The organism is Chryseobacterium vaccae (genome assembly GCF_009602705.1).
In the GTDB taxonomy this organism is placed as follows: domain Bacteria; phylum Bacteroidota; class Bacteroidia; order Flavobacteriales; family Weeksellaceae; genus Chryseobacterium; species Chryseobacterium vaccae.
Map to the genome: position 1 here is coordinate 137,325 of NZ_VSWH01000001.1, position 13,545 is coordinate 150,869.

A 13,545-nucleotide genomic window follows, 5' to 3' on the forward strand; every position below is an offset into this window, starting at 1 on the left:
TTTAGCCAAAATTTAATAAAATCTGCCGAATCTGAGAGGGATTTATCTCAGATTGACAGATGTTTGTAGGTAAGTTTTAAATTGCTCTTGAATAGGTTGGGAGACGCTAAAGGGCGCAAGGTTTTGAACAATTATGCTGTTTGCAGGACGCAAGAAAATCAGAGATTTTCAGCAAGTTTTTACATCAAATATGCAGGATTAAATTTTATCGGAGATAAAATCCTAGCGCTCTTATTTATGCAGCATGAAAAATCATTTTGCGGCTTTGCGTATGCCAACAATATACATGGACGAAAGAGCAGTTACTCCGGTTTATAAAACATATACTGCCCGTTTTCATAATAGGCATTGATATGCTGAAGACCATTGGTAAGAATGATTTCCTTTGCCCCAATAATTGAGTTATATCTTGCAGTCTGCTCAAATGTTTTTTCCGTTAATTTAATTTGCGGAGCCTTGCATTCGATCAGGATTATGGGTTCTGTTTTTTCGGTAACTAAAAGGTCAATTCTTTTGGTAAGTCCGTTCAGAACGATCTTTTTCTCCGTGATAAGTGCGGAGGCAGAGTAGGCCTTTACCGTAAGATAATAATGGATCCAATGCTGCCTTACCCATTCTTCAGGGGTAAGTAAAAGGTAAGTTTTGCGGACCAGATCATAAATAAAAAACTTATCTTTGTCTTTCTTGAATTTAAAATCAAAAGTTTCCTGAAAATTCAGTTTTGGAAGTTCCATTAATAAGATGAAAGAATTAGATTTAATCCTCAAAAATATTAAAAATAAAGAAGTTTTACCTATTTATTTTTTCCACGGAGAAGAACCTTACTTTATTGATGTTGCTGTAAAAGCCCTTGAACACAACTTTCTGGAGGAAGATGAAAAAGCTTTCAACCAGACGGTGGTGTACGGAAAAGATACCTCTTACCAGGAAGTTCTTTCGCTGGCGAGACAGTTTCCGATGATGGGAGATAAGCAGGTGATCATTGTAAAAGAAGCGCAGGACCTGAAATTCAATGAAGAGGAAAACCGAATTCTGGAAACCTATGTGGACAATCCCGTGCCTTCTACGGTATTGGTTTTTGCTCATAAACATAAGAAGCTGGACAGCAGGAAGAAAGCAACAAAATCACTGGACAAGGCAAAAATTCTTTTCTTAAGTGAATCGGTGAAAGACAGCGGCCTTGCAAAATGGATTGCTGACGAATGTACCAGCCTGAAGATCAAGACCGCCCCGAATATTTCCCATCTTCTTGCAGAATACCTGGGTAATGATCTTTCAAGAATAGCCAATGAGCTGAATAAGCTGAAAATGATTCTTAAAGAAGGGGAACTGCTGGACGGAACCATGGTGGAAAACCATATCGGGATCAGTAAGGAATACAATGTTTTCGAGCTTCAGAAAGCTTTGGGGACCAAAAATGCAGATGCAGCCTTTAAAATTGCTCATTTTATGGGCAAAAATCCTAAGAATAACCCTTTTGTAATGATGTTGGCCAGCCTGTACAGCTATTTTTCCAATGTGATTATTTATCAGACTATGGCCGGGCAGCCGCCCCAGGTAATCGCTTCACAAATGGGGGTGAATCCTTATTTCGTTAAAGATTATGCGGAAAGTGCGCGCCTTTATCCTCTGAAACATGCTACAAGAGTGATTTCTATCCTGAGAGAATTCGATATGAAAGGGAAGGGGCTTGGAGCTGTGAATATGGGAGAAGCGGAACTGATTAAGGAGCTGGTGTATAAGATTATTAATGTAGACAAGATTAAAATGAAGGTTTGAGCATTGTAATTAAAGCAGAAATTTTGTATCCAAACAGATAAACCAATCCATGATGAAAAATATTTTTCTAATCGTTTTATCGGTAGTTTTGTCCGGATGTGCTGTAAAGAATACTACATGCAAAGTGGTGAAAGAAGATCAGTACGAACTGCATACAGCACAGAAGCAGAAAGCGGTTCTTGTTTTATTTCCATGCTTTCCCTGTGATAGTGAGCATACGAAAACGGAAGCAGGGTTTCTGAAAGATATTGAAAAGGAGGGAATCAGTGTTTTGCTTTTAAATTACAATGGGAAGCTGTTTTTAACTGAAGCAGAAAAGAAAGAATACACCTCGGCTTTAGAAGCTATATTCGATAAAAATAAAATTGAAAAGAACAATATATTTATTGGTGGTTTTTCCAGTGGAGGGAATGTAGCGCTTCTGTTATCAGACCACCTGATTAAAAACAAGAGTTCTATACAACCCAAAGGTCTTCTGGTGGTAGATTCTCCGGTTGATCTTGAAAAGCTGTATCATAATGCAGAAAGGGATGTTGCTGCGAATGTGGATCCCGCCGCGGTAGAAGAAGGGAAATTCCTGGTGGAACTATTTGAAAGCGAGTTGGGTAAGCCGGATGAGAATCTGGAGAAGTATAAGGAAGTTTCTCCCTATCTGATTTCTGTTAATTCAACTGAGAATATTCAATATTTAAAAGGAATTAAAACACGATTTTATTGTGAACCTGATCTGGAATGGCAGCAGAAACACAGAGGCCGGAAGTTTGAAAATCTTAATGCTTTTATGCTTAAGAAGGCAAATCAATCCCTAATCAACCTAGGAAGCAGAACCTCAGAATATATAGAAACCCAGAACCGGGGAATACGGGCCAACGGAAAGAAGCATCCCCATTCATGGAATATCGTTGAGCGTGGGGAATTGGTAAAATGGTTGCTGGAGAAGTAAGAGCCGGGGAATTAGAAGTAGTATAACATACTTTTTAAACTCTAAACCTTGAACTCTAAACCTTGAACCCCAAACTTTAAACATTATATCCCGGTTTCTTTCAATGAACCTTTCAGTCAATAATAAATAAACGTAAACGGATTAAACAAAACATTTATCGACAATCCGCATATCTGTTATTGACAAGTATCATTAAAATAACTTTAAAAAAACATTAAAAATTACGAAATTAGCAGACTTTAAAATTAAATCTTTTGAACAAGTAAATTTATGGAGCAAAATATTTTAGATTGTGTGATCGTTGGATCCGGACCTTCTGGTTTTACAGCGGCTATTTATGCGGCAAGAGCAGACCTGAAACCTGAACTGTATACAGGTTTGGAACCGGGCGGGCAATTAACAACGACTACGGAAGTGGATAACTTTCCAGGGTATCCGGCAGGGATTACAGGGCCTGAAATGATGATGGATCTTCAGAAGCAGGCAGAAAGATTTGAAACCAAAGTTCATTATGAAATGATCACCAAAGCTGAATTCTCTAAAGAAGAAGGCGGTGTTCACAAACTATATGCAGGAAACAAAGAGATCTTTGCCAAAACGGTGATTATTTCTACAGGAGCTACAGCCAAGTATTTGGGTCTTGATGATGAGAAAAAATACGCGGGAGGTGGTGTTTCGGCGTGTGCTACGTGTGACGGATTCTTCTACAGAGGAAAAGATGTTGTGGTGGTAGGTGCTGGAGATACAGCCGCTGAAGAAGCGACTTATCTTGCAAAACTATGCAGAAAGGTAACGCTATTGGTGAGAAAAGATGTTTTCAGAGCTTCAAAAGCAATGGTTCACAGGGTAGAAAATACTCCGAATATTGAAGTAAAATTCCACCATGAATTAATTGGAATAGAAGGCGAAAACAGCTTAGTAGAAAGAGCTGTGATCATCAACAACCAAACTCAGGAAACTTCTACAGTTGATGTTGAAGGAATTTTCATCGCTATTGGCCACAAACCGAATACAGATATTTTCGCAGGTCAGATTGATCTTGATGAAAACGGATATATCGTTACGGAAAAAGGTTCTTCCAGAACTAATCTTCCGGGGGTGTTTGCCGCAGGAGATGTTCAGGATCATATTTACAGACAGGCGATTACAGCTGCAGGAAGCGGTTGTATGGCTGCCATGGATGCAGAGAAATATTTAGCAGAATTACACTAAAATTCAGCTTGTTAAAATAATAGAAAGACTGTCTTGAAAAAGGCGGTCTTTTTTTAGAAGAGGATAAAATAGATTTAAGTTAATAATGTATGAGACTGTTTTATGTATCTAAATGACTTATAAGAAGCTGTTGGTAGTGGTTCTAATTATTACACGATGAATAACTTTTCAAAAGCAGATATAAAATATTATGAATCAGATGATCATGAAGATTGTACTATGATTTGATTTTACTATTTCTATTTCAAAGAAAGAATCAGGGCAGTAGTAAGGGGATACTGAAGTCTACAGGGTTTCAATATGGTAATATTTGGTTTGTGAAGATGATTTTCAAAGCATACTGTTCGTTTCTAAAAATAATACCTAAATTTAGCATCCAATCAAAAATAGAATATGGAAAGAAAGGTTATCAAAATCAAACACATCACAGGAACCTACATTATTGAAGTTCCCAATGGAGCACTGAATGAAATGAAAACGCAGCTGGACAAATGTCTGAACGATGAGCAGGGAGCAATTGTTGTAAAAGGAGAGGATGGAGACCAGTTTGTATATCCATCTGAGCTTTTAAAAAACAGCTTTATCTCAATCGTAGACAGGGAATAAGTTTGGTGTTCTGAAAAAAATCTCCCTGATTTTAAGTCTATTATTAAGTTTTGCTGAAATTTCTCCCACAAAAGTTTTGCAGGAAAGTAAAATCATTCTATATTTGCACCACTGAAAACGACGGTACAGCCGAAGTTCAGGGAGAGTTGGCAGAGTGGTCGATTGCGGCAGTCTTGAAAACTGTTGACTGTAACAGGTCCGGGGGTTCGAATCCCTCACTCTCCGCTGGTAGAGATACTAAAATAAGCTAAAACGCTGTAAACATCAATGTTTACAGCGTTTTTTGTTTTGCACTAGTATCAAAGAAAATCAAAAAAGGTCATATTTAAAGTGACCTATTTAGTGACCTATAGTGAAAATATCAAAATAGGTCACTGAAATCTCTGGAAAACCTGACCAATAGGCAGTCTAACGATTGAACATCTTGCAAAAAGTGGTAACAAAAAGTAAATTATTAAACAATTAAAGTTATCACACAATGAACAAAACATTCAACCTGTTATTCTTTATAAAAAAGAATAAAATCAGAACAAACGGAACCGCTCCTATCTACTTACGAATCACGGTAGACGGCAAGGCTGCAGAGATTGCAGCTAAAAGATATATTGACCCAAAGAAATGGGATAACAAATCGCAGAAAGCCATAGGTTATAGTCAAGAAGCCAAAACACTGAACTCTTACCTTAAAACTTTAGAACAGCAAGTTTACGATTTCCATTACTTGATGCTCAAAGAAGAAGACTTCGTAACCGCAGAAAGTTTAAAATCTAAACTGCTTGGAACTGATCTTTCGACAAGAATGCTCATTCCTATTTTTCAGGATCACAATGATAAAGTAGAAGCATTAATAGGTCAGGATTTTGCTCCAGGTACATTGGAACGATACAAAACTTCCTTGAAACACACACAGGAATTTCTAAATTGGAAATATAAAATTTCTGACATTGATATTACAAAGATTGATCACGCTTTCATTATGGATTATGATTTCTGGCTTCGTAGTGTCCGAAAATGCGCTAACAATACTGCTGTAAAATACATCAAGAACTTCAAAAAAATTATGCGTTTATGCATGGCGAACGGTTGGCTATCAAAAGATCCGTTTCTAGGTTACAAAGCAAAAATTAAAGAAGTGGAACGCCCCTATCTTACAAAGAAGGAAATTCAATCGGTTTATGATAAGGAATTTGCTTCAGACAGGTTGAATCAGGTACGTGATATTTTCCTTTTTAGTTGTTATACTGGTTTAGCTTATGTTGATGTAGTGAAATTATCTAGATCCCACATTAATATTGGAATAGATGGTGACAAATGGATATTTACAAATCGTCAGAAAACTGGTACTTCAACCAGAGTCCCACTACTGCCATTAGCTCAAGAGATTATTTTGAAATATGAAGACCATCCAGAATGTATAAATCTAAACGTACTTTTTCCTGTTCTAAGTAATCAGAAAATGAACTCTTACCTCAAAGAGATTGCTAATATCTGTGGGATTAACAAAGAATTGACATTTCATATTGCGAGACACACATTTGCCACTACAGTTACATTATCCAATGGCGTTCCGATTGAAAGTGTAAGTAAAATGCTTGGTCACAAGAATCTAAAAACCACCCAGCATTATGCGAAAATATTGGATAAGAAAGTAAGTGATGATATGTCGGTTTTGAGGCAAATACTTAAAAGTCGAGAGTAATAAAACGTACGGAATATCGGTAATCAAAGATGAATATTAATATACCACTCTAGTCATATGTAATAGCCACGACTTTATCTGACAGTTAGGGGTTAAAAATAATTGTCAGTTATCCAATATTATCCTTACTTCCAAAAGTAAGGATTTTTTGTTCCTCTGCAAGAGTTTCCAATAATTTCTCTTTTGCAATAGTTTTACTATCTAGAAACGTCTGCATCGGTGTTTTACCGTAACAATGTTTTCCTGTATGCGTTCTTTCATTGTTGTAATACGACAACCAGCTGTTCAGGTCTAATTGCAGTTCTTCAATACTTCTGTAAATTTTCTTTCTGAAAGCTATGGCATAAAACTCGTCCTGTATCGTCCTGTGAAAACGTTCACAAATACCATTGGTCTGAGGGCTTTTAGCCTTGGTCTTCGTATGATCGATATCTTCAATGGCCAAATAGAGCTGGTATTCATGCTGTTCTCTTATTCCACAGTATTCCGTTCCTCGGTCTGTTAAAATTCTGAGTAAACGAAGTTCCTGCTGCTCAAAGAAAGGGACTACCTGATCATTAAGCATGTCAGCAGCAATAAGAGCATTTTTACGGTCATATAGCTTTGCAAATACTACCTTTGAATATGTATCAATAAAAGTTTGTTGATAAATATGTCCAACTCCTTTGATATTGCCTACGTAATAAGTGTCTTGAGCTCCTAAATATCCAGGATGATGAGTTTCAATTTCTCCATGAGCTTTTTTCTCTTCCTTAGCCCTTTCTAGTGCTGAAAGTTGAGATTCAGTAAGGACTACACCATCTTGAGCAGATTTGGCTTCTAGGGCTTTCAATCTTAGTTTAAACGTATGTAGATCGTGTCTTAACCAAATACTTCTGACTCCACCTGGTGATACAATGAAACCTTTCTTTTTAAGTTCATTACTTACTCTAAGCTGCCCCAAAGCAGGGTTTTCAATAGCTATATCAACAACAGCTTTTTCAATGACTTCATCTACACGATTCTTTAATACTGGCTTTCTTCTGGAGATTTCCTGTAATGCTAATTCACCTCCTTGCTCATACAATTCTTTAAATCTATAAAAACTGTCTCGGGAATAGCCCATCACCTTACAGGCTTTGGATACGTTTCCTAAATGTTGTGCTAATTCAAGTACGCCTAACTTGTTTTTGATAATCTTTTGTTGTGTTGTCATAATACTTAATCTGTTTTAAAGTTATTTAATTTGATTATAACTGTCAGATTAAGTATTGACTAATTCAAGTCATAGAAGTTGGGATTTTAGTTGCGGTATAGTTCTTGTGAACATTTGCTAAAAAATTGTTGTAGGATATTTTTAATTTTTTAGTAAATTTATTTAATATTAATCTTAGAATTCAAGTTTATAAATTCTGCTACTTTCATCAAATTCTTTAATAATGTCCATTGCTTCAAGGCAATGGATTTTATGAGCTTTGAGAATGATCCAATATAGACTAGATAGCAACTTTCTTCATACCTGCAAATGGAACAGTAATCTCACTTAGATTCTCATTTTTCGCAAATCGTATTATAGTATCATTTCTGTTTGATCAGCTGTTTTTTTCATTTTAATATAATCTGTGTTCATAGATAATAGAGGTTCAAGATAACCTATAATACTATGATGTATTTAAATTTTAAATAAAGTTTATGGCTGACGATTTCTCTAAAGAACGGCAATACTATGTTATAATATTAATAGAAAAAAATATTTGTAAAGGCCTACTTTTAAGTTTAAGGCAATATGTTCTAGAGTCTTGAGACTTAACTTATGAAAACAGACATCTTCATATACTACTATCAATTAAGAATAATTTTAGTTTTTGAATATTTTTTTTCGCCTTTTGGAAAAATAAAAACAAAACTATTATAAGTACTATTGAAATAATGATATCCCGCTTTTAGCTCTTCTCCGTGTTCAGTTACTAAAGAAATGTTACCCTTTTCGTGAAAATTTCGTTTAAATTTAAAATCCTCAACAAATTTCCATTTAAATCCAAATTCACTTGGTAGTTTCAGATTACCAATCTCATTAAGAAAAGATGGTGAGTAAAATAAATTTCTTGTAGTTAGTACATTTGTAAAGCCATTAGCGTTTACTGGATGATTTAATACTAGTAAGCAACATTTATTTTTTGACTTGAGTACATAATTTCTAAATGCTGAATGAACGGATGATCCATATTTTTTGCGAAGAGCCATTACAGCACCCAAACCAAGACTATAATTATCGCAATCTTCTATAAACCTATCATGCTGAAATAATGTCACAGAAGCGAAATAATTTGCTTCTGCTTCAAATTGTTCTTCAAATTCCTCGCTAAGAGTTTCATTATTATCTAATGCAAGAATTATTTCATCTTGCCAAGATAAAACGCCATGCCCAATCTCATGTAGTTTAACAAAATTTTTCTTACCTAGATTTTTATCTAGATTGGTATCTATATATATAATCTTTTCTTCTCGATAGAAAAATCCTTGGACTTTCGATAGTGCATGAAGAAGAGCTTTTTTAGAAGGATCAAATAACTTTTCTTTGAAGGTATCAAAAAAAGAGTGATCAATATTTTCTAAATCAATTTTATTGTCAAGAGCAAAGTTTGAATAATTCAGAATTTTATCAACAGGAGTTGGGAAAACATCAAAAGATTTACTTTCTTTTAAAATATTGTATGAGATCTTATCAATTTCCTTACGAGTGTACTCATCAATCATAGGCCATTTTTTCGAGATTTGACAAATTCTAAGTATTTTAAAACATCATTTCTCTCTTCTTCTGATAAGCCTTCTGCTCGAAATGCAATGTTTTGTGCAAAGCTCAAGTTTGCTTCTTCTTTTTGAACTTCTTTTTTATCAATCATATTGGCGTTTGATAACAAGGTCTTTAAAGCAACTTTATAAATAGAAGATAACTTTGACAAAATATTTACTGACGGATTTTTGATTTTGTCATTCTCTAATTGACTAAGATAAGCATTTGAAATACCGGTTACTTCTTCTACTTGTCTTAAAGTCAATCCAATATTTTTTCTGGACTCTTTCAGAGTAGAACCTAATGTACTCATTTATCTATTTTTATGCAAATGTAGTGAATATATTGCTTGATAAACTTAGAAATATTCTAAATAAAATCTAAATATATAAAATAATTTGCTTGATATATTTAGATTTTTATTATCTTTGTAAAATAAATTAAAATTAGAAACATATTAATATCAAAATGATGGATAAAAACAAACATTTAGATTCAGTTATTTCGACACATCAGATAACTAAAGAAGAAACACTTTTTGACAAGTATGTTAAAAAGAAAAATGAGGTTAAAGAAGCCTTGGAAGAAAACTATGGAAGTAATATCTATTCTCCATTCAACTCAGGTTCTTATGCTAAGAATACCGCTATCAATACAAAATTTGATTTTGATTTGGTGTCCCCATTCAAACGTAATGCTTTTGGCTCGAACGGAACATTAAAAGAAATGTATGAAGATGTCTATGATTTTCTTTACGAAAAATATAAAGATGTTGCAGAGGTTAAAAAACAAAAAGTTTCAATTGGTTTGGAGTTTTACGCTGACAGCGATGGAGATGTAATTAAAATTGATGTTGTTCCTGGTCGTGAGTTGTCCCAAGACAAATATAAGGAAGATGAAAATTTGAACTTGTACGTGTATTACAAATACGGAAATATTGATGCAGGCAGTGAGCGAATTAAAACCAATGTCAAAGCTCAAATCAACAATATTAAAGACAGAGCTACGGCTGAAAAAGATTCGATAAGAAAAATTATACGTCTTTTGAAAGTTTGGAAAAATACCAAGTATAATTATCCTACTAAATCTTTCTTTTTGGAACTCATTACTATTAAAGCATTTGATTCTAAAAGTATTACCGGAAGTATTTGGGATAAACTCGAAACTGTCTTAGAATATATTAGGGACAATGTAACCAAAGAAAACTTTACATTAAAAGACCCAGGCAATAGTTCGAACGATTTAGCTGATACTTTGACTTCAACCGAAAAACAACAATTGTCGGATGATATGAAAAATATGCTTGATAGAATTGAGGATAATGATGAGAATCTGAAAACGTATTTTCCTGCAAATCCTAAGTTTAAAAAAGAAGATACCAACAATAATCAATACGGAAAGAACAGTGGTATGCCAATTCCTCCACCGAAACTAAATTTTGGATAATATTATAATGAGTCAAAGAGTAAATGAAATCAATACAGTAGTAGAAAGCATTCCCGATGTGAAAATTGTAAAGCCATTTGAGCAGAGCAGAATTGACATCGAGGGATGTATTACTGTTTTTGTTGAAGGATTAGAGCAACCATTAGAATTCAATGTTACTATTCATCCTCAATATCCGTTTAAAAGCCACGAAACAGAAACTATTAAGTTTTCTAATGATGATTTGATAGAGCATAAACACATTATGCAAAATGGAGCCATCTGTATTCATACAGCACATACTCCTGTTTTGTCCCAAAAACTAATTTATGATATTGAATCTGTAAAGGCTTGGATTAAGAAATATTACATCAACAAAGATTCGGATACTCATTATGAACATTTAATTGTACCACAAAAAGCATTTAATGAAAACCATTTTGCTTACTTCTTCAATGAAGTAGATTATACTTTCCATAAAAACCAGTTTGGCTTTGTTGACTATTCCATAATGAACAATGGAGTCTTTCACAAAGAGAATATTCAGAGCAGTATTTTTCAGTCTTTCTTAAATAAGGATAGAAAAAAAATAGTAGATGTCGATTGGAATTTTCAACTTAAAAACCTGCCTCAAAACACAGGATTATTTATCTTCTTAAAAGATGCACCAAGTAAAAATCAACGTTGGGTTTTTGATAATTGGAAAGATTTTGAAGCTACATTACCACAAGATTTTTTGAAATTTCTACACAATGTCGAAGAAAGACTTGTAAAAGAGGAAGGGAAATCGCTTCCTTTATTTGTAGGATATAATATTTCTGAAACAGAAATTCATTGGCAAGCAATTATATTGGAAATTGGTAATTTTCCTATTTATGGCGAAAAAATAAACAAACAATGGTTTACAAAGATTAAAGAAGATAAGTCCATCGTTTGGGCGATGACAAGAAATTGCTCTTACAAGTACTTTTTTGGCAGAGGAAAACTAAATGACCGAATAACAGAAAGTAAAATATTGATTATTGGCATCGGAGCTATAGGGAGCATAGTAGCTAAAGCATTGGTAAGGTGTGGCTGTCGAAAATTAGGTTTTATAGAATATGATGTAAAAGAACCAGAAAATGTTTGCAGGTCGGAATATTCTTTCTTTACAGGAATTACTAATAAGACTAATGATTTGATAAATGAATTGTGTTTGGTTTCTCCTTTCTTCGAACCTGTTGATGGTGGATACGATTATTCAGAAGCGTTTGATTTTTTAATTAAATCGCACCTTTCAGATACACGTCTTAAAGACGAAATGAAAAAACATCTTGAAGATTACGATATTATTATTGATTGCTCTACCGACAATGACTTGCTTTACGTGTTAAGTCAGTTAAATATAAATTCAACGCTTTTAAATCTTTCAATTTCAAACCACGCAAAACATTTGGTATGTGCTACGGAACATAATCGGTATGACTTTATAATCTCCCAATTTGGTGGAAATATTCTCAAATTTGACGTTGACGACTTACATAATCCTACTGGCTGTTGGAGCCCAACATTTAAAGCTTCTTACAATGATATAAACGTTCTTGTGCAGACAGCGATAAAGCAGATAAATTTGAAATTAGAGCAAGAAAAAACACTAAGAAATTTTGTTATTGAAACAGACGACATAGATGGTTTCAACATTAATATAAAAGAATTTTGATTTTAAAAATAGAACAAATAGGATTAAGTCTTGAGGTTGAGGACGAACTAATAAATAAACTTTTGGAAATAGGTAAAACCCACTATCCTAAAGAATTTGGTGGATTTTTGATTGGATATTACTCCAAAGACAATAAGCATTTGCATATTACAGATACAATACTTCCGAAGAAGTATCAAGCATCAAAATATTCTTTTGAACGAACTACAAAAGGGATAGAAAATGAACTTGCAGAATTTTACGCAGAGAATCCGAGAAAGATTTACATCGGGGAATGGCATACTCATCCAGATAATAGTCCCATACCAAGTGCAACAGATATTTCCGCAATAAATACAATTATAAACATCAAAAATACTTCCATCGCAAATCCAGTTTTATTGATAATAGGATATTCCAAGACAACGATAGATTTTGGATTTTACGTTTGGTTTGAAAAAAAATTATATAAATATGAGTAAAGTAGATTTAAAACAATTATTCAATGGGTTACAGCAACAGATGTCTGCCCAACTAAATACAAACAGAGAGTTTATTGACCATCCAGGTTCTAAAGGAGATGCTTTAGAAAATGCTTGGATAGATTGGTTGCGAAAATATTTGCCCAACAGATATTGTGTTGACAAAGCAATAGTAATAGACCACCAAGGCAATACGAGCCAACAAATGGATATTGTTATTTACGATAATTGGTTTACTCCGTTTATTTTTACTCAAAACGGATTTCATTATATTCCGGCAGAAGGAGTATATGCAGTTTTTGAAGTTAAACCTGATATACAAGGTAATGTGGGAGAAAGAACCTACATCGAATATGCGGGAGAAAAAATAGAAAGTGTAAGAGTACTAAAAAGAGAAGCTGCAAGCTTCATCAATGGTGGTACAAAATTCACTCCTCGCCCTTTAACAAAAATTGTTGGGGGGATTCTTTGTAGCACTAATGGTTTTACCCATAAGAATAATGATACCATTGAAAAGCACATCAAAGCATTAGATAATCTACAGAGTATTGATTTAGGTTGCATTGCTGATTATGGCAGCTTTTATATAGATTATAATCCAAATGCAGAAATTACAATAGTTGGTCAAGATGCATATTTAGAGTTTTATGCAAATCGAAAATTTAATAAAATGAAATTTAGCGATGCAAGTCATTCATTTGTTACTTTTTTTATGCAATTAACACGCTATTTACAGCAAGCTATAGGCACCATTCCTGCAATAAATTTGAATGCTTATTTGAAAAACATTGGTGAAGAAGTTGATGAACAGATATAGATACTAAATTTTAATATCTTGTACTCTATTGACTTAATTTATTAAGAGAATACCCCAAGGCTTGCCTCGGGGTAGTTTATTTTCGTCTAAAGAGAATACTTCGCAGATTCATTATAGGTCGAAAGAAAATA

Annotated in this window: 13 protein-coding genes and 1 tRNA gene; 10 read left to right on the forward strand and 4 right to left on the reverse strand. The window is 34.0% G+C overall.

Annotated elements, in window-relative coordinates; translation table 11 throughout:
- Positions 1-302 precede the first annotated feature (302 nt).
- Entirely contained in the window at positions 303-734 is a 432-nt protein-coding gene (locus FW768_RS00605) for a type I restriction enzyme HsdR N-terminal domain-containing protein (RefSeq protein ID WP_153391430.1), read from the reverse strand.
- A 7-nt stretch (positions 735-741) separates the two neighbouring features.
- Between FW768_RS00605 and holA the strand changes: the two genes are divergently transcribed.
- The 6 genes from holA to FW768_RS00635 all read left to right on the forward strand — a co-directional run bounded on the left by holA (position 742) and on the right by FW768_RS00635 (position 6,239).
- Entirely contained in the window at positions 742-1,779 is a 1,038-nt protein-coding gene (gene holA / locus FW768_RS00610; protein WP_153391432.1) for a DNA polymerase III subunit delta, read from the forward strand.
- Positions 1,780-1,828: 49 nt separating this feature from the next.
- Entirely contained in the window at positions 1,829-2,722 is an 894-nt protein-coding gene (locus FW768_RS00615) for an alpha/beta hydrolase family protein (RefSeq protein ID WP_153391434.1), read from the forward strand.
- A 270-nt stretch (positions 2,723-2,992) separates the two neighbouring features.
- Positions 2,993-3,934: a thioredoxin-disulfide reductase gene (gene trxB, locus FW768_RS00620; protein WP_153391436.1), complete on the forward strand. Its 942-nt coding sequence runs from the start codon at positions 2,993-2,995 to the stop codon at positions 3,932-3,934.
- Positions 3,935-4,327: 393 nt separating this feature from the next.
- Positions 4,328-4,540 carry a glyceraldehyde-3-phosphate dehydrogenase gene (locus FW768_RS00625; protein WP_153391438.1) on the forward strand — a complete coding sequence of 71 codons (213 nt, stop codon included), beginning with the start codon at positions 4,328-4,330 and terminating at the stop codon, positions 4,538-4,540.
- Between the two features lie 140 nt (positions 4,541-4,680).
- Positions 4,681-4,765, forward strand: a tRNA-Ser gene (locus FW768_RS00630).
- Between the two features lie 253 nt (positions 4,766-5,018).
- Positions 5,019-6,239 carry a site-specific integrase gene (locus FW768_RS00635; RefSeq protein ID WP_153391440.1) on the forward strand — a complete coding sequence of 407 codons (1,221 nt, stop codon included), beginning with the start codon at positions 5,019-5,021 and terminating at the stop codon, positions 6,237-6,239.
- A gap of 109 nt (positions 6,240-6,348) precedes the next feature.
- Here FW768_RS00635 and FW768_RS00640 read toward each other — a convergent pair whose 3' ends face one another.
- The 3 genes from FW768_RS00640 to FW768_RS00650 all read right to left on the reverse strand — a co-directional run bounded on the left by FW768_RS00640 (position 6,349) and on the right by FW768_RS00650 (position 9,325).
- Positions 6,349-7,434: an IS481 family transposase gene (locus FW768_RS00640; RefSeq protein WP_153391442.1), complete on the reverse strand. Its 1,086-nt coding sequence runs from the start codon at positions 7,432-7,434 to the stop codon at positions 6,349-6,351.
- Positions 7,435-8,060: 626 nt separating this feature from the next.
- On the reverse strand, positions 8,061-8,975 hold the full coding sequence (locus FW768_RS00645; RefSeq protein WP_153391444.1) for an ImmA/IrrE family metallo-endopeptidase: 915 nt from the start codon (positions 8,973-8,975) through the stop codon (positions 8,061-8,063).
- Positions 8,972-9,325, reverse strand: a complete 354-nt coding sequence (locus FW768_RS00650; protein ID WP_153391446.1) for a helix-turn-helix domain-containing protein — start codon at positions 9,323-9,325, stop codon at positions 8,972-8,974. The genes FW768_RS00645 and FW768_RS00650 overlap by 4 nt, the downstream gene beginning before the upstream one ends.
- Positions 9,326-9,480: 155 nt before the next feature.
- On the opposite strand from FW768_RS00650, the gene FW768_RS23460 reads away from it, so the two are divergent.
- Genes FW768_RS23460 through FW768_RS00670 form a run of 4 tightly spaced genes read left to right on the forward strand, consistent with a single transcriptional unit; the run spans position 9,481 to position 13,414 of the window.
- Complete coding sequence (locus FW768_RS23460; protein WP_196782916.1) at positions 9,481-10,458, forward strand: nucleotidyltransferase family protein; 978 nt, start codon at positions 9,481-9,483, stop codon at positions 10,456-10,458.
- A 7-nt stretch (positions 10,459-10,465) separates the two neighbouring features.
- Positions 10,466-12,136, forward strand: coding sequence for a ThiF family adenylyltransferase (locus FW768_RS00660; protein WP_153391450.1), 1,671 nt, complete (start codon positions 10,466-10,468; stop codon positions 12,134-12,136).
- The gene (locus FW768_RS00665) at positions 12,133-12,597 is read left to right on the forward strand and encodes a Mov34/MPN/PAD-1 family protein (protein WP_153391452.1); all 465 of its coding nucleotides are present in this window, start codon (positions 12,133-12,135) and stop codon (positions 12,595-12,597) included. Before FW768_RS00660 ends, FW768_RS00665 begins: the two co-directional genes overlap by 4 nt.
- On the forward strand, positions 12,590-13,414 hold the full coding sequence (locus FW768_RS00670; protein ID WP_153391454.1) for a DUF6602 domain-containing protein: 825 nt from the start codon (positions 12,590-12,592) through the stop codon (positions 13,412-13,414). The genes FW768_RS00665 and FW768_RS00670 overlap by 8 nt, the downstream gene beginning before the upstream one ends.
- Positions 13,415-13,545 lie beyond the last annotated feature (131 nt).

Bases quoted from the DNA above. Each gene is read 5' to 3' on its own strand.
- FW768_RS00605 (WP_153391430.1), bottom strand. From the start codon at position 734: ATGGAACTTCCAAAACTGAATTTTCAGGAAACTTTTGATTTTAAATTC.
- holA (WP_153391432.1), top strand. From the start codon at position 742: ATGAAAGAATTAGATTTAATCCTCAAAAATATTAAAAATAAAGAAGTT.
- FW768_RS00615 (WP_153391434.1), top strand. From the start codon at position 1,829: ATGATGAAAAATATTTTTCTAATCGTTTTATCGGTAGTTTTGTCCGGA.
- trxB (WP_153391436.1), top strand. From the start codon at position 2,993: ATGGAGCAAAATATTTTAGATTGTGTGATCGTTGGATCCGGACCTTCT.
- FW768_RS00625 (WP_153391438.1), top strand. From the start codon at position 4,328: ATGGAAAGAAAGGTTATCAAAATCAAACACATCACAGGAACCTACATT.
- FW768_RS00635 (WP_153391440.1), top strand. From the start codon at position 5,019: ATGAACAAAACATTCAACCTGTTATTCTTTATAAAAAAGAATAAAATC.
- FW768_RS00640 (WP_153391442.1), bottom strand. From the start codon at position 7,434: ATGACAACACAACAAAAGATTATCAAAAACAAGTTAGGCGTACTTGAA.
- FW768_RS00645 (WP_153391444.1), bottom strand. From the start codon at position 8,975: ATGATTGATGAGTACACTCGTAAGGAAATTGATAAGATCTCATACAAT.
- FW768_RS00650 (WP_153391446.1), bottom strand. From the start codon at position 9,325: ATGAGTACATTAGGTTCTACTCTGAAAGAGTCCAGAAAAAATATTGGA.
- FW768_RS23460 (WP_196782916.1), top strand. From the start codon at position 9,481: ATGATGGATAAAAACAAACATTTAGATTCAGTTATTTCGACACATCAG.
- FW768_RS00660 (WP_153391450.1), top strand. From the start codon at position 10,466: ATGAGTCAAAGAGTAAATGAAATCAATACAGTAGTAGAAAGCATTCCC.
- FW768_RS00670 (WP_153391454.1), top strand. From the start codon at position 12,590: ATGAGTAAAGTAGATTTAAAACAATTATTCAATGGGTTACAGCAACAG.